We start from the raw sequence: 18,781 nt of genomic DNA on the forward strand, positions 1-18,781 counted from the left end.
GGCGCGTGCCGGCCCGTCCGTTTGCCTGACCTATTGCTGCTTGCCACGAGGCTACCCATGACCCGCGAAGAATTCCTGCGCCTGGCCGCTGCCGGCTACAACCGCATTCCCCTGGCCTGCGAAACCCTGGCCGACTTTGACACGCCGCTGTCGATCTACCTGAAACTGGCCGACCAGCCCAACTCGTACCTGCTCGAATCGGTGCAGGGCGGCGAGAAATGGGGCCGTTACTCGATGATCGGCCTGCCGTCGCGCACCGTGATGCGTGTGCACGGTTACCACGTCAGCATCCTGCAGGATGGCGTGGAGGTGGAAAGCCACGATGTCGAAGACCCGCTGGCCTTCGTCGAAACCTTCAAGGACCGTTACAAGGTCGCCGATATCCCTGGCCTGCCGCGCTTCAACGGCGGCCTGGTCGGCTACTTCGGCTACGACTGCGTGCGCTATGTGGAAAAGCGCCTGGGCGCCAGCCCCAACCCGGACCCGCTGGGTGTGCCGGATATCCTGCTGATGGTGTCCGATGCGGTGGTGGTGTTCGACAACCTGGCGGGCAAAATGCACGCGATCGTGCTGGTCGACCCGGCGGAAGAGCAGGCTTTCGAACAGGGCCAGGCACGCCTGCAAGGCCTGCTGGAAACCCTGCGTCAGCCGATCACTCCACGCCGTGGCCTGGACCTGAGTGGCCCGCAGGCTGCCGAGCCGGAATTCCGCTCCAGCTACACCCGCGAGGATTACGAGAACGCCGTCGGCCGCATCAAGGAATACATCCTGGCTGGTGACTGCATGCAGGTGGTACCGTCGCAGCGCATGTCGATCGACTTCAAGGCGGCGCCTATCGACCTGTACCGCGCGCTGCGCTGCTTCAACCCGACGCCGTACATGTACTTCTTCAACTTTGGCGACTTCCATGTGGTCGGCAGCTCGCCCGAGGTGCTGGTACGCGTCGAGGACAACCTGGTCACCGTACGCCCGATTGCCGGCACCCGCCCGCGTGGTGCTACCGAAGAGGCCGACCGCGCGCTGGAAGACGACCTGCTGTCGGACGACAAGGAAATTGCCGAGCACCTGATGCTCATCGACCTGGGCCGTAACGACGTCGGTCGCGTGTCCTCGACCGGCAGCGTGCGCCTGACCGAGAAGATGGTGATCGAGCGTTACTCCAACGTGATGCACATTGTGTCCAACGTCACTGGCCAGCTGCGCGAAGGGCTGACGGCGATGGACGCACTGCGGGCGATCCTGCCGGCCGGTACGCTTTCGGGTGCGCCGAAGATTCGCGCGATGGAGATCATCGACGAGCTGGAGCCGGTCAAACGTGGGGTTTACGGTGGTGCCGTCGGTTACTTCGCGTGGAACGGCAACATGGATACCGCCATTGCCATCCGTACCGCGGTAATCAAGGACGGTGAGCTGCATGTGCAGGCCGGGGGTGGCATCGTTGCCGACTCGGTGCCGGCGCTGGAATGGGAAGAGACCATCAACAAGCGCCGAGCGATGTTCCGCGCGGTGGCGTTGGCTGAGCAGACTTCGGCCAAATAAGTTGATCGGGGCTGGGTTGCAGCCCTTCGCGGGCATGCCCTTTCCCACAGGGAAATCACATGCTGCAAGGCCTGTGCAATACCTGTGGGAGCGGGCGAGCCCGCGAAGGGCCGCAAAGCGGCCCCATCAATTCAAAAGTCGACACTGATGCCCAAGCTCACTCCCTGCTGCGTCAATTCATCACTCTTGCGCCAGTTATAGTTGCCGCGCAAATGCACCCCCGCCACCACTTCATGGCTCACCCCCAGGCTCGCCCGGGTCAGGTCGCTGTGCGGCGTATACCCTGTCAGGGTGAAATCGTTCGCCGGCAGGCTGGTCAGGTGCATCGTCACATCCTGCTGGTCATCCTTGAACTCGTGCTCCTGCGCCACCTCGGCGAACAGCCGAGTACCTCGCAGCACCTGCACGCTACCCAGCAACCCCACGCCCAAACGGCGTGATGTACGTTCCTGGTCATCGAAACCCAGCGCCGTCGAGCGCCCGCTCTTCTCGTCATAGCCATCCACCTTCACCCGCGCATAGTCGGCGCTGATGAACGGTGCCAGCTGCCAGCTGCTGCTCTCGGCTGCCATGTTGTAGCCCAGTCGCCCCGACATCGCCCAGGCCTCGCCGTTGGTGTCGCCCTTTTCGCTGCGGTCGTTCACGCCAAGGGCGAAGGTGCGCTTGAGGTCGCTGTAGTCCAGGTGCCCGGCGGTAAGCGCCGCGTCGGCCCACCAGCGGTCCTGGCGGTATTGGGCGAAAGCGCTGGCAAGGTAGCTGTCCAGCTTGTAGTCCGAGTCCTGTGCGCCGGCTTCCAGCTTCTGCCGGTACACGCCTCCGGCCAGGCCCAGGCGCCATGCATCGTTCAGGCGGTAGCTGCCGCCCAGGGTCAGGTTGTAGCCGCGGCCGTCGCCGCTGGCCGCGCTGCGCTGGCCGTCGAAGTCCAGGTCCTGGGCGCCGGTGGCAACGAAGGCCTGCCACTGGCCAACTGCCTGCCAGGGTGTTTGCCACTGGTTGCGCAGTTCGTCCTGGTGAGCGCGCAGGCTGGCGTGGGCCATTTCCGGAAGCAAGGTCAGTTCCCAGGGGGCGGCGATGATCGAATAGGCGTAGTCGGCAATCAGTTGCTGGCCGGCGATGGTCGGGTGGACCGAGTCGTTGAACAGCAGCTTGGTCGGGTCTGGCGTGGCGCCGTTGATGCCGTACACCGGATTTTCCACACAGCCTTCGCCGCTGTAGCAGGTGCCGACCAGATTCTGGCCGCTGGCCAGGCCGAACTGTTCGGGGCTGGCCAGCGCTTCGCTCAGCAGCACAGGGATGTTCAGCGGAATGATTTCGGCATCGATCTGCCCCAGTTGGCTGAGCAGCGACTGGTTGAACGCGCCGGATAGCAGCGACAGTGGGTTTTGTTGCGGCGTACCGCTGAAGTTCGGTGTTTGCCCGAGGTCGGGCAGCAGCCAGACCATGATGTAGCGGGCGCCGCCTTGCTGCAGAGCCTGGGCGCTGGCGGCCAGGCGGGCGCCGGCGGCCACGGCATCGGCCGGGCTGTTGACCAGGCCTTGCAGGAAGTCATTGCCGCCGCCAGTCAGGTAATACAACGCGTTGGGGTCGGCGCGCAGACCGTTGGCCAGGTAGCCCGGTTTATCACGCAGTACCAGCCCGGCGCCGGGTCGCCCTGGCGGGATGACGGTTTCGGAGGTACTGGTGATCGAATCCAGGATCTGCTGGGTGGTGTAGCCACCGACTGCCCAGTTGTTGCCGTCGGGAAGCCCCAACACCGGATTGACCGGGGAGGTGGAGGGGCCAAGCTCGGTCGGGCTCACACCAAGCCGCCCGCCCAGGATCATCGGTGACACTGGCGCATAATTGCCATTGGCATCGCGGTTGGTGAAGCGCACCCCGCCAAACTGCCCAGCGTCGCTGAGGCTGTCACCAAACACGATCATGCTGGAGTAGGGCGAGGGTGCAGCAAAGGCCTGGCTGCAGGCTAACGCCAATGAGGCGAGGGTAAAGCGCAATAACGGTGCTTTTCGCATCAGGGAACATCCTTTTCTTTGTTTTTATCAGGACAACCCCATCGACCTTAGCAAATCGCAGTGCATCCCTCCCAAGTCCATTCGTTTCCCCGTGTTTACGGGCATATTGCGCCCGCCGCCCCGGTAGGCTACTGTGCCGGAACGTATGAGCGAGACCTATCCTGTGTTGATCGTCAGCAAACTCTTGATGCGCGTTATCAAGGCCCACGCCCGTTGGCGTTGGCGCGCCTGACTTTATCCCCTGCCGGCCCGTCCGGCCCGCCCCCGTTTGCCTTCCTGTCTACCGCCCCTGAATGGCCAAGCTGCGCCTTTGGCAGAAGCAGGAAGGTTCGAATTTTGAAGTCAGTAGATTCAAGAGGTTTAACCCGATGTTACTGATGATCGACAATTACGACTCATTCACTTACAACGTCGTTCAGTACCTTGGCGAGCTGGGTGCCGAGGTAAAGGTCATTCGCAATGACGAAATGACCATCGCCCAGATCGAAGCCCTCAACCCCGAGCGCATCGTCGTATCTCCAGGCCCGTGCACGCCGAGTGAGGCGGGCGTGTCCATCGAGGCCATCCTGCATTTTGCCGGCAAGCTGCCGATTCTCGGTGTATGCCTGGGCCACCAGTCCATCGGCCAGGCTTTTGGTGGTGATGTGGTACGTGCCCGCCAGGTGATGCACGGCAAGACCAGCCCGGTACATCACCGTGACCTGGGCGTGTTCGCCGGCCTCAACAACCCGTTGACCGTTACCCGTTACCACTCGCTGGTGGTAAAGCGCGAAACCTTGCCCGAGTGCCTGGAAGTGACCGCCTGGACCGCCCATGCTGACGGTTCGGTCGACGAGATCATGGGCCTGCGCCACAAGACGCTGAATATCGAAGGGGTGCAGTTCCACCCCGAGTCGATCCTGACCGAACAGGGCCACGAACTGTTCGCCAACTTCCTCAAGCAGACCGGCGGCCGCCGCTAAGGATCGAACATGGATATCAAGAGTGCGTTGAGCCGTATCGTCGGCCAGCTGGACCTTTCAACCGAAGAAATGCGCGACGTCATGCGCCAGATCATGACCGGCCAGTGCAGCGAAGCGCAGATCGGCGCCTTCCTGATGGGCATGCGCATGAAGAGCGAAAGCATCGACGAGATCGTCGGTGCGGTGTCGGTGATGCGCGAGCTGGCCGACAAGGTCGAACTGCAGAGCCTCGATGGCGTGGTCGATATCGTCGGTACCGGCGGTGATGGCGCCAACATCTTCAACGTGTCCACCGCCTCGTCGTTCGTACTGGCGGCGGCAGGTTGCACCGTGGCCAAGCATGGCAACCGCGCGGTATCAGGCAAGAGCGGCAGTGCCGACCTGCTGGAGGCCGCCGGTATCTACCTGAACCTGACGCCCACCCAGGTGGCCCGCTGCATCGATAGCCTGGGCATCGGCTTCATGTTCGCGCAAAGCCATCATTCGGCCATGAAGCACGCTGCCGGCCCGCGTCGCGACCTGGGGCTGCGCACCCTGTTCAACATGCTCGGCCCGCTTACGAATCCGGCCGGGGTGAAGCACCAGGTGGTCGGGGTATTCGCCCAGACCCTGTGCCGCCCGTTGGCTGAAGTGCTGCAGCGCCTGGGCAGCAAGCACGTGCTGGTGGTGCACTCGAAAGACGGCCTGGACGAGTTCAGCCTGGCTGCGCCGACCTTCGTCGCCGAACTGAAAAATGGCGAAATCACCGAATACTGGGTAGAGCCGGAAGACCTCGGCATGAAGAGCCAGAGCCTGCACGGCCTGGCCGTCGAGAACCCGCAGGCGTCGCTGGAGCTGATCCGCGATGCGCTGGGCCGACGCAAGACCGAAAACGGCCAGAAGGCCGCCGAGATGATCGTGCTCAATGCGGGCGCGGCGCTGTATGCCGCTGACCATGCCATGAGCCTGAAAGCCGGTGTGGAACTGGCCCACGACGTTCTGCACACCGGGCTGGCCTGGGAGAAGCTGCAGGAGCTGGGTGCCTTTACTGCAGTATTCAAGGTGGAGAACGAAGCATGAGTGTGCCGACGGTGCTGGAAAGGATCATTGCCCGCAAGTTTCAGGAAGTGGCCGAGCGCAGCGCGCGCGTCAGCCTCGCCGAACTGGAGGCCCTGGCCAAGGCTGCCGACGCCCCGCGTGGCTTTGCCAAGGCCCTGATCGAGCAAGCCGCGCGCAAGCAGCCGGCGGTGATTGCCGAAATCAAGAAGGCCTCGCCGAGCAAGGGCGTGATTCGCGAGAATTTCGTGCCGGCGGAAATCGCCGTCAGCTACGAGAAGGGCGGGGCGACCTGCCTGTCGGTGCTGACCGATGTGGATTACTTCCAGGGCGCCGACGAGTACCTGCAGCAGGCCCGCGCGGCGGTGTCGCTGCCGGTGATCCGCAAGGACTTCATGGTCGATCCGTACCAGATTGTCGAGGCCCGGGCCTTGGGCGCGGACTGTGTGCTGCTGATCGTGTCGGCTCTGGATGACGTGAAGATGGCCGAACTGGCGGCCACGGCCAAGGATGTTGGCCTCGACGTGCTGGTGGAAGTGCACGATGGCGATGAACTGGAGCGCGCGTTGAAAACCCTGGATACACCGCTGGTGGGGGTGAACAACCGCAATCTGCACACCTTCGAGGTCAGCCTGGAAACCACCCTCGACCTGCTGCCGCGTATTCCGCGTGATCGCCTGGCGGTTACCGAGAGCGGCATCTTGAACCGGGCCGATGTGGAGCTGATGGCGATCAATGAGGTCTACTCGTTCCTGGTAGGTGAGGCATTCATGCGCGCCGAGCAGCCAGGGCTTGAATTGCAGCGGTTGTTCTTCCCGGAACAGGTGAAGAAGACTGTTCAGCAACTGGACTGACCGAATGAAGCCGGCGTTATTGCCGGCTTTTTTGTATGTCTGTAATGGCCCCTTCGCGGGCTCGCCCGCTCCCACAGGATGATCACCGGCTTTGGCATCTGTGGAATTCCTGTGGGAGCGGGCGAGCCCGCGAAGAGGCCGGTAAAAAAAACACATAGGTGGATCAATGACCGATCAACCCCTGGCCCTGACCGTAGAACAAGGCCTGCACGCCGAACAGGAATTGCTGGCCGCCGTCTGCCGCGGGGAGTGCGACAGTGGCGTGCTGTTCTGGCGCCCGACCGACCACGCCCTGGTCATGCCCCGGCGCATGAGCCGTCTGGAAAACTTCGAAGCCGCCTGCGCGGAGCTGGCGATTGCCGGCTGGCCGGTGCTGCTGCGCGAAACCGGCGGCGAACCGGTGCCGCAGTCACACTCCACGGTGAACGTAGCCCTGGTCTATGTTGCCCCCCGCAGCGAAGGCGACCACGGCCGTATCGAAAACGCCTACGAGCGCCTCTGCCTGCCGCTGTGTGAGGTGCTGCGCGAGTGGGGCGGGGTGGCGTCGGTGGGCGAAATCGACGGCGCCTTCTGCGATGGCCGCTACAACGTCAACCTCAATGGCCGCAAACTGGTGGGCACCGCCCAGCGCTGGCGCCAGGGGCTGGGTGGAAAGCGCCCGGTGGTGCTGGTGCACGGTGCGCTGCTGCTGGACAACGAGCGTGATTCGATGGTGGCTGCGGTCAACCGCTTCAACGAGTGCTGCGAGCTGGAGCAGCGCTGCCGCGCCGATGCGCACATCGCCCTGCACGAAGTGGCGCCTGCGGCCCCATGGTTCGAGCGGCTGTCGCAGGCCTATGCCAAGGTGCTGGCCGACCTGCCCAGGGACTAGCGGGTACCGTAGACCACCATGGTCTTGCCTTTGACCTGCACCAGGCTGCGTTCTTCAAGGTCCTTGAGGACGCGGCCGACCATTTCCCGCGAGCAACCGACGATGCGGCCGATTTCCTGACGAGTGATCTTGATCTGCATGCCATCGGGGTGGGTCATGGCGTCGGGTTGCTTGCACAGTTCCAGCAGGCAGCGGGCGACACGCCCGGTAACGTCGAAGAACGCCAGGTCGCCGACCTTGCGCGTGGTGTTGCGCAGGCGCTGGGCCATCTGGCTGCCCAAGGCATAAAGGATTTCCGGGTCCTGGCGCGCCAGTTCGCGAAATTTCTCATAACTGATTTCGGCCACTTCGCATTCGGTCTTGGCGCGCACCCAGGCACTGCGCTGCTGTTCACCTTCGACTGGTTCGAACAGGCCCAGCTCGCCGAAGAAGTCGCCATTGTTGAGGTAGGCGATGATCATTTCATGGCCGTCATCGTCCTCGATGAGGATGGTGACCGAACCCTTGATGATGAACGACAGTGTCTCGGCCCGGTCGCCGGCGCAGATGATGTTGCTTTTGGCGGTATAGCGACGGCGCTGGCAGTGCACCAGCAGCTTGTCGATGTTCTTGATCTTGGCGGGTAGGGCGGAAGCAACCATCACGAAATCCTGTTCGACATGACGCATAGGCTTTTTATAAAGGTTGGCTGGCGAAGTGCGCCAGTCATTTGGCGCCAGCTTATCAGACACTACCGGATGTTTCGGTACTAAACCGACATGACTCGTACTTTTCCCACAGCCGTACAAGGTCTAAGCTGACACCCTTTTTCGTAAATCAGGAGTCCGGGTAGATGAAGGCACGTATCCAGTGGGCCGGTGAGGCGATGTTCCTCGGCGAATCGGGGAGCGGCCATGTCGTCGTGATGGACGGCCCGCCCGAGGCCGGTGGCCGTAACCTGGGCGTGCGCCCGATGGAGATGCTGTTGCTGGGCCTGGGTGGCTGCAGCAGCTTTGACGTGGTCAGCATTCTGAAGAAGTCGCGCCAGGCGGTGGAAAGCTGCGAGGCGTTCCTGGAGGCCGAGCGTGCCAGCGAAGACCCGAAGGTGTTTACCAAGATCCACATGAACTTCGTGGTGAAGGGGCGTGGGCTGAAGGAGGCCCAGGTCAAGCGTGCGGTAGAGCTGTCGGCGGAGAAGTATTGCTCGGCTTCGATCATGCTCGAGCGTGCCGGGGTTGAGATTAGCCACGGGTACGAGATTGTAGAGCTGGGTCAAGGCTGACATTTTGGGGCCGCTTTGCGCCCCATCGCGACACAAGGCCGCTCCTACAAGGGATCGCGTACCACCTGTAGGAGCGGCCCTGGCAATTTCAGCTGCGAAGCGCCGGCAGCGCAGCCCGCACCCATCCCGGCAAACAATCGCGCATCACCCGGCTCAACCGCTCCCGCCGCTTCTGGTAAACCAGCCCCAGCCCGATAACCCCCAGCCCGATCAGGGTCACCACCACCGGGAACAGCAGCGAGTCGGCAAACACCTCGTACGACAGGTACCCCAGGTAAGCCGCCACACCCAACGCCCCGAACACCATGAACACCGGCCGGCGCAACAGCACCGCCATTCCCATCAAGGCAATATTGATCAGGCAGTACAGGGCCTTGCCCAGCTCGCTGCCGCTGTCCACCAGCGTCAGCCCGCCCCAGAATGCCGCCAGCCCGGCCAGGTAGCCCCAGTGGGCATAGTCTTCGCGGGTGCGGCCGTCCACACCAACAAAAAGCACCAGCAAGCCCAGACCGAACCACAGCGAAACCTCGCGGCGCTGTTCCCAGCTGAATGGCGAGCCGAAAAACCATTCGCTCAAGTCCATCGACATGAACCACAGGGCGACGGCAATCGGCATGACGATAAACGGGTAGGGGATCAGCCTCAGCATCAACAGCCCGGCAAGTACCGTGGCTGCTTCCATTGCCAGCCAGCCGCCCTGCACGTAGGTGTAGTACTGGTGATAGTTCGCCTGCGCATCATCCATTGGCCACCAGCCGGCCAGCCGTTCGATGGCGAACACCGCCAACGGCACGATGCTGACCGCCACCGCCGCCAGTACCCCGGCCGCGACGGGCTGTACGCGCCGTTGCAGGTTAACGGCGAACAGTGTGAGCAGCAGAATATAGAGGCTGGCGATGAGCAGTAGCGCCCAGTCGCCGATGCGCATCCAGGCTTCGGTGAGCAACCAGCCCATGGCTGCCATGATCAGCATGGCGCCGAAGTAGAACGCGACATGGGCCAGCTGGAAGCTGCCACGCTGTGCTGGTCGCTGGCGCAGGAATGCCAGCAGGGCCTGGTCCTGGCCCGGCTGGAGAATGCCGGCTTGCACGGCGCGCGCCAGGTCCTTGGCGTCGAAACGGTCCGTCATGGTGATGCCTTCAGATACGGTAGGTGCTCTTGGTCATGACTTTGGCCAACAGGCTCATGCCAAAGCGAACCGGAGCAGGGAAGCGATAACCGCCGGCTTCCAGTGCAGACTCGGCGTGCTGTTCCTCGTCGACGCGCATCTGTTCGAGGATGGCCCGGGACTTTTCGTCTTCCTGCGGAATCTGCTCCAGGTGCTCGTCGAGGTGCTTGCACACCTGATGCTCGGTGGCGGCGACAAAGCCCAGGCTGACCTTGTCGCTGACCAGCCCGGCGAGTGCACCGATACCGAACGACATGCCGTAGAACAACGGGTTGAGCACGCTGGGGTGGCTGTTCAGCTGGCGAATGCGCTGTTCGCACCAGGCCAGGTGGTCCACTTCTTCCTCGGCGGCATGTTCCATGGCCTTGCGCACTTCGGGCAGCTTGGCGGTCAGGGCCTGGCCCTGGTACAGCGCCTGGGCGCACACTTCACCGGTGTGGTTGATACGCATCAGCCCGGCAACATGGCGGGCCTGCTGTTCGTCAAGGTCGACGTCCGGCTGGACGATGGCCGGCGATGGGCGGGCGGGTTGGCCGCTGAAGGGCAGCAAGGTGCGCATGGCGGTATCGGCCTGCAGCAACAAGCGGTCGAGCGGCGAGTAGTGACGTTCGGTAGCCATCGGGCACCTCCGCAAGAATGTGCCCGACAGTTTACCGCAATAGTGGCAGGGTCGCTTGCCGTGGATCAGCCCGGTGGCCAGTGCATCTGGCGCTGGCCAAGCACGTGCATGTGGATGTGGTAGACGGTCTGGCCGCCTTGCTCGTTGCAGTTCATGACTACGCGGAAGCCTTCTTCGCAGCCAAGTTCCTTGGCCAGGCGCTGGGCGGTGAACAAGATGTGACCAGCCAGGCCTTTGTCTTCCTCGGTCAAGTCATTGAGAGTGCGGATGTGCTTTTTCGGGATGACCAGAAAATGCACGGGCGCCTGGGGGGCGATATCGTGGAACGCCAGAACCTGGTCGTCCTCGTAGATGATCTTCGCCGGGATTTCCCGGTTGATGATCTTGATGAATAAATCGTCCACAGCACTTGCTCCATGGTGAGGGTCGGGCCGAGTGTACTCAGCCGGGCGCCGCTCGCCCAGTAGCTATTCCATACCAACCGGGCAATAGCGGCGGTGGATGGCACCGGCCAGCTTGCGCACCAGCCAGCGCGGCAGCAGACGCGGGGCGAACGCCAGCCAGCGGTTGCGCCGGCCGGGCATGATCAGCGCGCGGTTCTTGTCCAGCGCGCGTACCGTGTACAGCGCAACTTCCTCAGGGCTGAGGCAGCGTGGCTTGCCATCCAGCCGCGGAATGCGCCGGCGCGAGGAGTGCACCGGGCCTGGGCACAGTACCGAAACCTTGATGCCGGTGCGCTTGAGTTCTTCACGCAAGGCCTGGGAGAAGCTCAGTACATAGGCCTTGCTAGCGGCATAGGCGGCCATCCACGGGCCAGGCGCCACCCCTGCCAGGCCCGCGACATTGAGGATCTGTCCGCCGCCCTGCACGGCCATCAGGTTACCGATGGCGTGGCACAGGCGGCTCAGGGCCAGCACGTTGACTTCCAGCAAGTCCTGCTCGTCCGCCCACTCATGGGCCAGGAATGGCCCGTAGGTGCGCAGGCCGGCACAATTGACCAGCAGGTCTATACGTCGCTCGCCTTCCTCCAGTTCAAGCACGAAGCCTGACAGGCGTAACGGTTGGCTCAGATCGCAGGCGCGGAATAGCACCTCGACACCGAAGCGTTGGGTCAGTTCGATGGCCACCGGCTCCAGCGTTTCACGCTGGCGAGCCACCAGGATCAGGTTGCGCCCGCGCCGCGCCAGGGCTTCCGCCAGGGCGAGGCCCAGGCCGCTGGAAGCACCAGTGATCATGGCGTAACGGGTCATGCAAGGCTCCTGGGGGCTGAAGAGGGCGCCTAGTGTACAGCTTGGCCAGTCAAGGTGTTGCCTTTTGCTACAAGGTACGGTCGCGCAGGGCCTGGCAGCGCTCCAGAGCGTCCCGGTACTCGTCATGCAGCCGTCCGATGAGCGCGCTGGCACTGGGCAGGTCGTCGATACCGCCGACCCCCTGGCCCGCCGACCACACGGTCTTCCAGGCCTTGGCTTCATCGTCGATCGGCTTGAGCTTGCCTTGCTCGTGGCCGCCCTTGAGGTTATCCATGTCGTAGCCAGCTTGCTCCAGGCTCGGGCGCAGGAAGCTGGCAGGGACGCCGGACACCGCTGGGGTGTGGATGATGTCGGCGGCATGGGAATCGAGCAGCATCTGCTTGTAGGCGCCCGGGGCCTGGCTTTCTGCGGTGGCGATGAAGCGGGTGCCCATGTACGCAAGGTCCGCACCCAGCATTTGCGCGGCGAGGATCTCGTGGCCGTGGTTGAGGCAGCCGGCCAGCAGCAGGGTCTTGTCGAAGAACTGGCGAATCTCTGCGGCCAGGGCGAACGGGCTCCAGGTGCCAGCATGGCCGCCTGCGCCCGCAGCGACGGCGATCAGGCCATCGACGCCGGCTTCGGCGGCTTTCTCGGCATGGCGGCGGGTGGTGACATCGTGGAACACCAGGCCGCCGTAGCCATGTACGGCATCGACCACTTCCTTCACCGCGCCGAGGCTGGTGATGACGATCGGTACGCGATGCTCCACGCACAAGGCCAGGTCGGCCTGCAGGCGCGGGTTGGTCGGGTGGACGATCAGGTTGACGGCATAGGGTGCTGGCGCCTGCAACAGTGCCAGGCCTGCCTCGATTTCCTCCAGCCAGGCCTTGAAGCCGGCACTGTCGCGCTGGTTCAGGGCCGGGAAGCTGCCGACCACGCCGTTGGAACAGCAGGCCAGTACCAGCCTGGGGTTGGAGATCAGGAACATCGGTGCGGCAACCACGGGCAGGCGCAGGCGTTGTTCGAGGGAGGCAGGTAGCGACATGGCAAGGCTCCTTGAGCGGGTGGCTATGTCAAAACGGTTTGACCACCACCAGAATTACGATACCCAGCAGGAACAATACGGGTACTTCGTTGAACCAGCGATAGTAGACATGGCTGCGGGTGTTGCTGCCGCTGGCGAAGCGCTTGCGCTGGGCGCCGCACATGTGATGGTAGACGGTCAGCAGGATGACCAGGGTCAGCTTGGCATGCAGCCAGCCCTGGCTGAGCCAGCCGGGCGTGAGATAGAGCATCCACGCGCCGAATACGTAGGTGGCGATCATCGCCGGGTTCATGATGCCGCGAAACAGCTTGCGCTCCATGGTCACGAAGCGTTCCTGGCTGATGCTGTCCTGGCTTTGGGCGTGGTAGACGAACAGCCGCGGCAGGTAGAACAGGCCGGCGAACCAGCAGACCACGCTGACGATATGCAGCGCTTTGATCCATAGGTAAAGCATGGGGGAGTTCCTTCAGGTATTCACGGTCGTCAGATAGTAGTGGTCAAGCGCCCGAAGGGTCACCCGAAGAGTTGTTACAGGCGCCTTGCGCCCCTATTATCGTGCGCTTTCCAGACGGCTCGTTGATAAGGGGCAAGCGTTATGATCAAGGTCGGTATCGTCGGCGGCACGGGTTACACCGGCGTCGAACTGTTGCGTCTGCTGGCACAGCATCCACAGGCCGAAGTGGCGGTCATCACTTCGCGCTCCGAGGCGGGCGTTGCAGTGGCGGACATGTACCCGAACCTGCGCGGCCACTATGACGGTCTGGCGTTCAGCGTGCCGGACAGCAAGACCCTGGCCGCCTGCGACGTGGTGTTTTTCGCCACCCCGCACGGTGTTGCCCACGCCCTGGCTGGCGAACTGCTGGCGGCAGGTACCAAGGTGATCGACCTGTCGGCCGACTTCCGCCTGCAGGACGCCGCCGAGTGGGGCAAGTGGTACGGCCAGCCGCACGGTGCGCCAGAGCTGCTCAAGGACGCGGTATACGGCCTGCCTGAAGTCAACCGCGAGAAGATTCGCCAGGCGCGCCTGATCGCTGTGCCGGGTTGCTACCCGACTGCTACCCAACTGGGCTTCCTGCCGCTGCTGGAAGCTGGCCTGGCCGACCCGTCGCGCCTGATCGCCGACTGCAAGTCGGGTGTCAGCGGCGCTGGCCGCGGTGCGGCGGTGGGCTCGCTGTTCTGCGAAGCCGGCGAAAGCATGAAAGCCTATGCAGTGAAGGGTCATCGCCACCTGCCGGAAATCAGCCAAGGTCTTCGCCTGGCCGCTGGCAAGGATATCGGCCTGACTTTCGTGCCGCACCTGACGCCAATGATCCGTGGCATCCACGCCACCCTGTACGCTACCGTCGCCGACACTTCGGTCGACCTGCAGGCGCTGTTCGAGAAGCGTTACGCCAACGAACCGTTCGTCGACGTGATGCCGGCTGGCAGCCATCCGGAAACCCGCAGTGTGCGCGGTGCCAACGTCTGCCGCATTGCCGTTCATCGCCCGCAAGGTGGTGACCTGGTGGTGGTGCTGTCGGTGATCGACAACCTGGTCAAGGGCGCGTCCGGCCAGGCAGTGCAGAACCTCAACATCCTGTTCGGCCTGGACGAGCGCATGGGCTTGTCACACGCCGGCCTGCTGCCGTAAGCCGCCAGCATTCGAAAAGGCCCGCGTCGTGCGGGCCTTTTTGTAGGTCGCGACTAAAGCCGCACAATTCTTGACCGATTTTCTCGGGAAAGCGGATAATGCGCGTCATCGAGTTTTATGGCGGCTACCACGCCGGGAGAATCAACATGAGCGTCGAAACCTTCACCCCTACCGCTTTGGAATTCACCCACGGCGCTGCGCAAAAGGTGAAGAACCTGGTTTCCGAGGAAGGCAACGATCGTCTGAAGCTGCGCGTGTTCGTCACCGGTGGTGGCTGCTCGGGCTTCCAGTATGGCTTCACCTTCGATGAGGACGTGGCCGAAGACGACACCATCGTCGAGCGCGAAGGTGTTTCCCTTGTGGTCGACCCAATGAGCTTCCAGTACCTCGCCGGCGCCGAAGTGGATTACCAGGAAGGTCTGGAAGGCTCGCGCTTCGTGATCAAGAACCCGAACGCTGCCACCACCTGTGGCTGCGGCTCCTCGTTCTCGATCTGAGGCCTGGCCATACGAAGACGCCGCGCAATTGCGCGGCGTTTTGCTTTCTGGCGTAAGGTTCAGGCCGGGTAGATTGCGCCGAGTACGCGCAGGCCCTTGGCCGCTGTCACGCTAGGGCGATTGGCAGCGATGCCTTCCAGGCAGCAGTGGGCCAGCCAGGCGAAGGCCATGGCTTCGACCCAGTCCGGGTCCACGCCATGGGCGCCGGTGCTGGCGACACGGGCGTCGGGCAGCAACTGGCCAAGGCGTGCCATCAGGGCGCCGTTGCGCGCACCGCCACCGCAGACCAGCAGCGCTTCGGTGCCTTGCTGGGCGTTGCTCAACGAGTCGATGATGCTGCGTGCGGTCAGTTCCAGCAAAGTTGCCTGTACGTCCTCGTCGCGGTAAGCAGGCAGGCGGGCCAGGTGACCTTCCAGCCAGGACAGGTTGAATACTTCGCGTCCGGTGCTCTTCGGGCCGATTCCGGCGAAGAACGGGTCGGCCAGCAGTGCGCTGAGCAAGTCGGCTCGCACCAAGCCCGAGGCAGCCCAAGCCCCATCCGCATCGTAGGCCTGGCCGCGCTTGCGTTCGATCCAGGCATCCAGCAGCACGTTGCCCGGGCCGCAGTCGAAGCCGTGGACTGGCTTGTCGTGTTCGATCAGGCTGAGGTTGCTGAAGCCGCCCACGTTGAGAATTGCCAGGCGCTGGCCCAGGTGGCTGAACAGGGTTTCATGGAAGGCCGGCACCAGTGGCGCACCTTGGCCACCGGCGGCCACATCGCGCCGGCGGAAGTCGGCGACTACGCTGATGCCGGTAAGCTCGGCCAGCAGCGCCGGGTTGCCGATCTGCACGGTAAAGCCGCGTGCAGGTTCGTGTCGGATGGTCTGGCCGTGGCTGCCGATGGCGCGGATGGCTCCGGCCTGCAGCCCTTGCCTGGTCAGCAGCTCGCGGATGCCTTCGCCTGCCAGGCTGGCCCAGCGGTTTTCCGCCAGTGCAGCGCGGGCGATCTCGTCAGGGCCGCTGCTGCAAAGGCCCAGCAGTTCCTGGCGCAGGTCGCCGGGCATGGGCAGGTAGTGGGTGGCGAGCAGTTGGAGCTGCTCGCCTTGTTCGATCAAGGCAATGTCCAGGCCATCGAGGCTGGTGCCGGACATCACCCCCAGGTAGAGCCCCATGGGCTTAGCGCTTGTTCGCTGCGAGCAGGGTGGCCTTTTCCTGATCCATGCGGGCGATCAGGGGTTGGCTCTGCTGCAGGAAACGCTGGCGCTCGTTCCTGGCGATCGGGTCGGCCATCGGCACCTTCTGGCTCAGCGGGTCGACGTGCACGCCATTGACCTGGAACTCGTAGTGCAGGTGCGGACCGGTGGACAGGCCGGTGGTGCCGATGTAGCCGATGATCTGGCCCTGCTTGACCGAGCCGCCGGTCTTGATGCCCTTGGCAAAGCCCTGCATGTGGCCGTACAGCGTCTTGTAGCGGTTGCCGTGCTGGATGATCACGGTGTTGCCGTAACCACCGCGGCGCCCGGCCAGCTCGATGCGGCCGTCACCGGCTGCCTTGATTGGAGTGCCGCGTGGGGCGGCGTAGTCGACGCCTTTGTGGGCACGGATCTTGTTCAGGATCGGGTGCTTGCGGCCGGCGGAGAAGCGCGAGCTGATGCGGGCGAAGTCGACCGGGGTGCGGATGAAGGCCTTGCGCAGGCTGTTGCCATCGGCGGTGTAGTAGCTGGTGTTGCCCTGCTTGTTGGTATAGCGCACCGCGGTGTAGGTCTTGCCGCGGTTGGTGAAGCGCGCGGACAGGATGTTACCGGTGCCGACGACCTTGCCGTCCATTACCTTCTGCTCGTAGACCACGTCGAATTCATCGCCCGGGCGAATGTCCTGGGCGAAATCGATGTCGTAACCCAGCACGCGAGCCATGTCCATGGTCATGCTGTGGGACAGGCCGGCACGTTGGGCCGAGGCCGACAGCGAGCTTTTGATCACGCCGTGGGCGTAGGCGGTACGCACAACCGGCTTGCTGATCTCGCGGTTGAAGGTATAGCCCTTGTCGGTCTTGGTCAGGCGAATGGTTTCGAGGTTGCTGACCTTGCTGTGCAGGCTGGCCAGCTGGCCGTCCTTGTCGAGCTCGAACTGCAGCACCTGGCCGTGCTTGAGCTGGCTGAACTGCTTGGCCTGCTTGTTGCTGGCCAGCAGGTCGTGCACCGCGTTGCTCGGCAGGCCGACCTTGGTGAACAGGGTGGACAGGGTATCGCCCCGGGCCACAGTGACTTCGCGGTGGCTGGGTTGCTTGGCGGCTTCGACGACCGGTTCGGCGGCAGGGGCTTCCTGCTCGGCGTTCTGGGTCTCGGGGGTGGTCTCTTCGATTTGGGCGAATGGCGAGCCTTGCTCACCTTCTGCCTGCACCAGGGGCGCAGCGCGGGATTCGTCCTTCAACTGCTCGGCAGGGCTCTCCAGCTCGAGGTTGAGGGTGGTTTTCTTGGCTTCCACTTCGCTGGAGGGAAACACCAGCAGGGCCAGGCTGAGCAGGGCGGCGATGCCGCTGGCGGCCAACAGATGGCTTTTCGGATAAAGCGGGGGCGCTTTAGGCGGTTCGTTGGTCATGGGCAAGGTGACTTTGAAAAAGGTGAAATGGAAAAGATGAATGACATGATGAAGATGAAATAACTGTATAAAATATAACCAAATCCATTTTCACGCAAGGGCGCGTAGACGCCGCAAGCCTGTGTTCGGGTCACATTCCTTTGCGAAACTTGTAATTGACGGCCGATCTTGTATGGTTGGCTCCCCCTGAATCTGAGCCTTGCGGGTTTGTCTATGAAGTCGGTTGAAGAGCAGCTGGCGCTTATCAAGCGCGGTGCGGAAGAAGTACTGGTCGAGTCGGAACTGGTGGAGAAGCTCAAGCGCGGCCAGCCTCTGCGCATCAAGGCCGGCTTCGACCCGACCGCGCCTGACCTGCACCTTGGGCACACGGTGCTGATCAACAAGCTGCGCCAGTTCCAGGACCTGGGGCACCAGGTCATCTTCCTGATCGGTGACTTCACCGGCATGATCGGTGACCCGAGCGGCAAGAGCGCCACGCGCCCGCCGCTGACCCGCGAGCAGGTGCTGGAAAACGCCGAGACCTACAAGCAGCAGGTGTTCAAGATCCTCGATCCGGCCAAGACCGAGGTCGCGTTCAACTCCACCTGGATGGACAAGCTGACCCCGGCCGACTTCATTCGCCTGGCATCGCAGTACACCGTGGCGCGCATGCTCGAGCGCGATGACTTCGACAAGCGCTACACCACCAACCAGCCTATTGCCATCCATGAGTTCCTGTACCCGCTGGTGCAGGGTTATGACTCGGTGGCGCTGAAGGCAGATGTCGAGCTGGGTGGTACCGACCAGAAGTTCAACCTGCTGATGGGGCGTGAGCTGCAGCGCGCCTATGGCCAGGAGGCGCAGAACATCGTGACCATGCCGCTGCTCGAAGGGCTCGACGGCGTGAAGAAGATGTCCAAGTCGCTGGGTAACTATGTAGGTATCCAGGAAGCGCCGGGGGTGATGTACAGCAAATTGGTTTCGATCCCGGATACCCTGATGTGGCGCTACTTCGAGCTGCTGAGCTTCCGTTCCATGGAAGAGATCGAGCAGTTCCGTACCGACGTCGCCAATGGCGCTAATCCGCGCGACATCAAGATCAAGCTGGCGGAAGAGATCGTTGCACGCTTCCATGGCGAAGAGGCTGCGGCCAATGCTCACCGTGCCGCGGGTAACCGCATGAAGGAAGGCGAGTTGCCGGAAGATCTGCCGGAGGTCGAAGTCGCTGCGGCTGAAAGCCTGCCAATTGCTGCCGTGCTGAACCGGGCTGGCCTGGTGAAGAACTCGGCTCAGGCGCGTGATTTGCTGAGTGGTGGTGCGGTCAAGGTTGATGGCGCGGTGGTCGATCGTGACTTCGTCTTCGCGCTGGGTGCAACCCATGTGTGCCAGGCGGGCAAGAAGTCATTTGCACGGGTTACCCTCAAGGCCGAGTGATTGTCTGCAGGTGTAGCTATATAGAAGCGGGGAGGCCGACAGGCCTCCCCGCTTTGCTTTTCGGCGATA

General features: G+C 63.1%; 19 protein-coding genes. 9 read left to right on the forward strand and 10 right to left on the reverse strand.

What is annotated here, in order from left to right:
* Positions 1-57 precede the first annotated feature (57 nt).
* Positions 58-1,539: an anthranilate synthase component I gene (trpE, locus tag QN085_RS02255; protein ID WP_013970606.1), complete on the forward strand. Its 1,482-nt coding sequence runs from the start codon at positions 58-60 to the stop codon at positions 1,537-1,539.
* 131 nt (positions 1,540-1,670) lie between these two features.
* Here trpE and estP read toward each other — a convergent pair whose 3' ends face one another.
* Positions 1,671-3,551 (reverse strand): esterase EstP, encoded by a 1,881-nt coding sequence (gene estP / locus QN085_RS02260; RefSeq protein ID WP_041506288.1) that lies wholly within the window; start codon positions 3,549-3,551, stop codon positions 1,671-1,673.
* Positions 3,552-3,919: 368 nt separating this feature from the next.
* Between estP and QN085_RS02265 the strand changes: the two genes are divergently transcribed.
* The 4 genes from QN085_RS02265 (at position 3,920) to QN085_RS02280 (ending at position 7,273) form a co-directional block, all read left to right on the forward strand.
* Positions 3,920-4,513 (forward strand): aminodeoxychorismate/anthranilate synthase component II, encoded by a 594-nt coding sequence (locus QN085_RS02265; RefSeq protein ID WP_003259809.1) that lies wholly within the window; start codon positions 3,920-3,922, stop codon positions 4,511-4,513.
* A gap of 9 nt (positions 4,514-4,522) precedes the next feature.
* A complete protein-coding gene (gene trpD, locus QN085_RS02270) occupies positions 4,523-5,572 on the forward strand; it encodes an anthranilate phosphoribosyltransferase (RefSeq protein ID WP_013970609.1) in 1,050 nt (349 codons plus the stop codon).
* Positions 5,569-6,402 (forward strand): indole-3-glycerol phosphate synthase TrpC, encoded by an 834-nt coding sequence (trpC, locus tag QN085_RS02275; RefSeq protein WP_013970610.1) that lies wholly within the window; start codon positions 5,569-5,571, stop codon positions 6,400-6,402. Before trpD ends, trpC begins: the two co-directional genes overlap by 4 nt.
* A 166-nt stretch (positions 6,403-6,568) precedes the next feature.
* On the forward strand, positions 6,569-7,273 hold the full coding sequence (locus tag QN085_RS02280) for a lipoate--protein ligase family protein (protein ID WP_013970611.1): 705 nt from the start codon (positions 6,569-6,571) through the stop codon (positions 7,271-7,273).
* On the opposite strand, the gene crp is transcribed toward QN085_RS02280, so the two are convergent.
* Complete coding sequence (gene crp, locus QN085_RS02285) at positions 7,270-7,914, reverse strand: cAMP-activated global transcriptional regulator CRP (RefSeq protein WP_012270218.1); 645 nt, start codon at positions 7,912-7,914, stop codon at positions 7,270-7,272. The genes QN085_RS02280 and crp overlap by 4 nt on opposite strands.
* Positions 7,915-8,105: 191 nt before the next feature.
* On the opposite strand from crp, the gene QN085_RS02290 reads away from it, so the two are divergent.
* Positions 8,106-8,534 (forward strand): OsmC family protein, encoded by a 429-nt coding sequence (locus tag QN085_RS02290; RefSeq protein WP_013970613.1) that lies wholly within the window; start codon positions 8,106-8,108, stop codon positions 8,532-8,534.
* Positions 8,535-8,622: 88 nt separating this feature from the next.
* Here the strand turns inward: QN085_RS02290 and QN085_RS02295 are convergent, their stop codons facing one another.
* The 6 genes from QN085_RS02295 to hemJ all read right to left on the reverse strand — a co-directional run bounded on the left by QN085_RS02295 (position 8,623) and on the right by hemJ (position 13,049).
* Positions 8,623-9,663, reverse strand: a complete 1,041-nt coding sequence (locus tag QN085_RS02295) for a hypothetical protein (RefSeq protein WP_013970614.1) — start codon at positions 9,661-9,663, stop codon at positions 8,623-8,625.
* Positions 9,664-9,673: 10 nt separating this feature from the next.
* Positions 9,674-10,321 (reverse strand): 2-polyprenyl-3-methyl-6-methoxy-1,4-benzoquinone monooxygenase, encoded by a 648-nt coding sequence (gene coq7 / locus QN085_RS02300; protein WP_003258825.1) that lies wholly within the window; start codon positions 10,319-10,321, stop codon positions 9,674-9,676.
* A 65-nt stretch (positions 10,322-10,386) separates the two neighbouring features.
* The gene (locus QN085_RS02305) at positions 10,387-10,725 is read right to left on the reverse strand and encodes a histidine triad nucleotide-binding protein (RefSeq protein WP_013970615.1); all 339 of its coding nucleotides are present in this window, start codon (positions 10,723-10,725) and stop codon (positions 10,387-10,389) included.
* A gap of 63 nt (positions 10,726-10,788) precedes the next feature.
* A complete protein-coding gene (locus QN085_RS02310; RefSeq protein ID WP_013970616.1) occupies positions 10,789-11,571 on the reverse strand; it encodes an SDR family NAD(P)-dependent oxidoreductase in 783 nt (260 codons plus the stop codon).
* 67 nt (positions 11,572-11,638) lie between these two features.
* On the reverse strand, positions 11,639-12,595 hold the full coding sequence (locus QN085_RS02315; protein ID WP_013970617.1) for an NAD(P)H-dependent flavin oxidoreductase: 957 nt from the start codon (positions 12,593-12,595) through the stop codon (positions 11,639-11,641).
* Between the two features lie 28 nt (positions 12,596-12,623).
* Entirely contained in the window at positions 12,624-13,049 is a 426-nt protein-coding gene (gene hemJ / locus QN085_RS02320) for a protoporphyrinogen oxidase HemJ (RefSeq protein WP_003258833.1), read from the reverse strand.
* Between the two features lie 141 nt (positions 13,050-13,190).
* On the opposite strand from hemJ, the gene argC reads away from it, so the two are divergent.
* On the forward strand, positions 13,191-14,225 hold the full coding sequence (gene argC / locus QN085_RS02325; protein ID WP_013970618.1) for an N-acetyl-gamma-glutamyl-phosphate reductase: 1,035 nt from the start codon (positions 13,191-13,193) through the stop codon (positions 14,223-14,225).
* Between the two features lie 146 nt (positions 14,226-14,371).
* Positions 14,372-14,722, forward strand: a complete 351-nt coding sequence (erpA, locus tag QN085_RS02330; protein WP_015268740.1) for an iron-sulfur cluster insertion protein ErpA — start codon at positions 14,372-14,374, stop codon at positions 14,720-14,722.
* A gap of 59 nt (positions 14,723-14,781) precedes the next feature.
* On the opposite strand, the gene QN085_RS02335 is transcribed toward erpA, so the two are convergent.
* Positions 14,782-15,873 (reverse strand): anhydro-N-acetylmuramic acid kinase, encoded by a 1,092-nt coding sequence (locus QN085_RS02335; protein ID WP_013970620.1) that lies wholly within the window; start codon positions 15,871-15,873, stop codon positions 14,782-14,784.
* Between the two features lie 4 nt (positions 15,874-15,877).
* On the reverse strand, positions 15,878-17,299 hold the full coding sequence (locus tag QN085_RS02340) for a peptidoglycan DD-metalloendopeptidase family protein (protein ID WP_041506286.1): 1,422 nt from the start codon (positions 17,297-17,299) through the stop codon (positions 15,878-15,880).
* A gap of 213 nt (positions 17,300-17,512) precedes the next feature.
* On the opposite strand from QN085_RS02340, the gene tyrS reads away from it, so the two are divergent.
* The gene (gene tyrS / locus QN085_RS02345; protein ID WP_013970622.1) at positions 17,513-18,712 is read left to right on the forward strand and encodes a tyrosine--tRNA ligase; all 1,200 of its coding nucleotides are present in this window, start codon (positions 17,513-17,515) and stop codon (positions 18,710-18,712) included.
* Positions 18,713-18,781: the final 69 nt, after the last annotated feature.

This window comes from Pseudomonas sp. M2(2023) (assembly GCF_030263955.1).
In the GTDB taxonomy this organism is placed as follows: domain Bacteria; phylum Pseudomonadota; class Gammaproteobacteria; order Pseudomonadales; family Pseudomonadaceae; genus Aquipseudomonas; species Aquipseudomonas asiatica.

Excerpts from the sequence above, each read along its gene's own strand:
- trpE (WP_013970606.1), top strand. The coding sequence starts at position 58 with ATGACCCGCGAAGAATTCCTGCGCCTGGCCGCTGCCGGCTACAACCGC.
- estP (WP_041506288.1), bottom strand. The coding sequence starts at position 3,551 with ATGCGAAAAGCACCGTTATTGCGCTTTACCCTCGCCTCATTGGCGTTA.
- QN085_RS02265 (WP_003259809.1), top strand. The coding sequence starts at position 3,920 with ATGTTACTGATGATCGACAATTACGACTCATTCACTTACAACGTCGTT.
- trpD (WP_013970609.1), top strand. The coding sequence starts at position 4,523 with ATGGATATCAAGAGTGCGTTGAGCCGTATCGTCGGCCAGCTGGACCTT.
- trpC (WP_013970610.1), top strand. The coding sequence starts at position 5,569 with ATGAGTGTGCCGACGGTGCTGGAAAGGATCATTGCCCGCAAGTTTCAG.
- QN085_RS02280 (WP_013970611.1), top strand. The coding sequence starts at position 6,569 with ATGACCGATCAACCCCTGGCCCTGACCGTAGAACAAGGCCTGCACGCC.
- crp (WP_012270218.1), bottom strand. The coding sequence starts at position 7,914 with ATGGTTGCTTCCGCCCTACCCGCCAAGATCAAGAACATCGACAAGCTG.
- QN085_RS02290 (WP_013970613.1), top strand. The coding sequence starts at position 8,106 with ATGAAGGCACGTATCCAGTGGGCCGGTGAGGCGATGTTCCTCGGCGAA.
- QN085_RS02295 (WP_013970614.1), bottom strand. The coding sequence starts at position 9,663 with ATGACGGACCGTTTCGACGCCAAGGACCTGGCGCGCGCCGTGCAAGCC.
- coq7 (WP_003258825.1), bottom strand. The coding sequence starts at position 10,321 with ATGGCTACCGAACGTCACTACTCGCCGCTCGACCGCTTGTTGCTGCAG.
- QN085_RS02310 (WP_013970616.1), bottom strand. The coding sequence starts at position 11,571 with ATGACCCGTTACGCCATGATCACTGGTGCTTCCAGCGGCCTGGGCCTC.
- QN085_RS02315 (WP_013970617.1), bottom strand. The coding sequence starts at position 12,595 with ATGTCGCTACCTGCCTCCCTCGAACAACGCCTGCGCCTGCCCGTGGTT.
- hemJ (WP_003258833.1), bottom strand. The coding sequence starts at position 13,049 with ATGCTTTACCTATGGATCAAAGCGCTGCATATCGTCAGCGTGGTCTGC.
- argC (WP_013970618.1), top strand. The coding sequence starts at position 13,191 with ATGATCAAGGTCGGTATCGTCGGCGGCACGGGTTACACCGGCGTCGAA.
- erpA (WP_015268740.1), top strand. The coding sequence starts at position 14,372 with ATGAGCGTCGAAACCTTCACCCCTACCGCTTTGGAATTCACCCACGGC.
- QN085_RS02335 (WP_013970620.1), bottom strand. The coding sequence starts at position 15,873 with ATGGGGCTCTACCTGGGGGTGATGTCCGGCACCAGCCTCGATGGCCTG.
- QN085_RS02340 (WP_041506286.1), bottom strand. The coding sequence starts at position 17,299 with ATGACCAACGAACCGCCTAAAGCGCCCCCGCTTTATCCGAAAAGCCAT.
- tyrS (WP_013970622.1), top strand. The coding sequence starts at position 17,513 with ATGAAGTCGGTTGAAGAGCAGCTGGCGCTTATCAAGCGCGGTGCGGAA.